The following is a 263-nucleotide window of genomic DNA, read 5'->3' as shown; positions in this document are numbered from 1 at the left end:
AAGTCATAGAGGACGTAGCCTTGCACCTCGTGCCTATAGTGCCCCGCAGTCTTTTACCGCCACAGGACCCTGCCAAGTATTCTGTTGGGACATTACTTATCTGCCAAGCCCCGTGCGAGGTCAGTTCTATTATTTGTACATGATTGAAGATGTGTATAGCCGTAAAATCGTCGGTCAAGAAGTTTATGATCACGAGTCAGGAGAGCTTGCCGCTCGGCTGTTGCAACGTACTTTAATTAAAGAGAAGTGCCTGCATTCAGGGG

1 protein-coding gene is annotated in these 263 nt (G+C 48.3%); it reads left to right on the top strand.

All coding sequences use genetic code 11. The annotated features are described in order from the left end of the window. Positions 1-263 (top strand): DDE-type integrase/transposase/recombinase (locus tag AAEY83_RS16050; protein ID WP_351060579.1); only part of this gene is annotated, 263 nt, incomplete at both ends.

Origin of the sequence: Psychrobacter sp. TB20-MNA-CIBAN-0197 (genome assembly GCF_040309765.1) — a bacterium.
Lineage (GTDB): Bacteria > Pseudomonadota > Gammaproteobacteria > Pseudomonadales > Moraxellaceae > Psychrobacter > Psychrobacter submarinus.
Note: the sequence above shows the minus strand (reverse complement) of the source record. Positions and strands in the feature narration are given on the sequence as shown.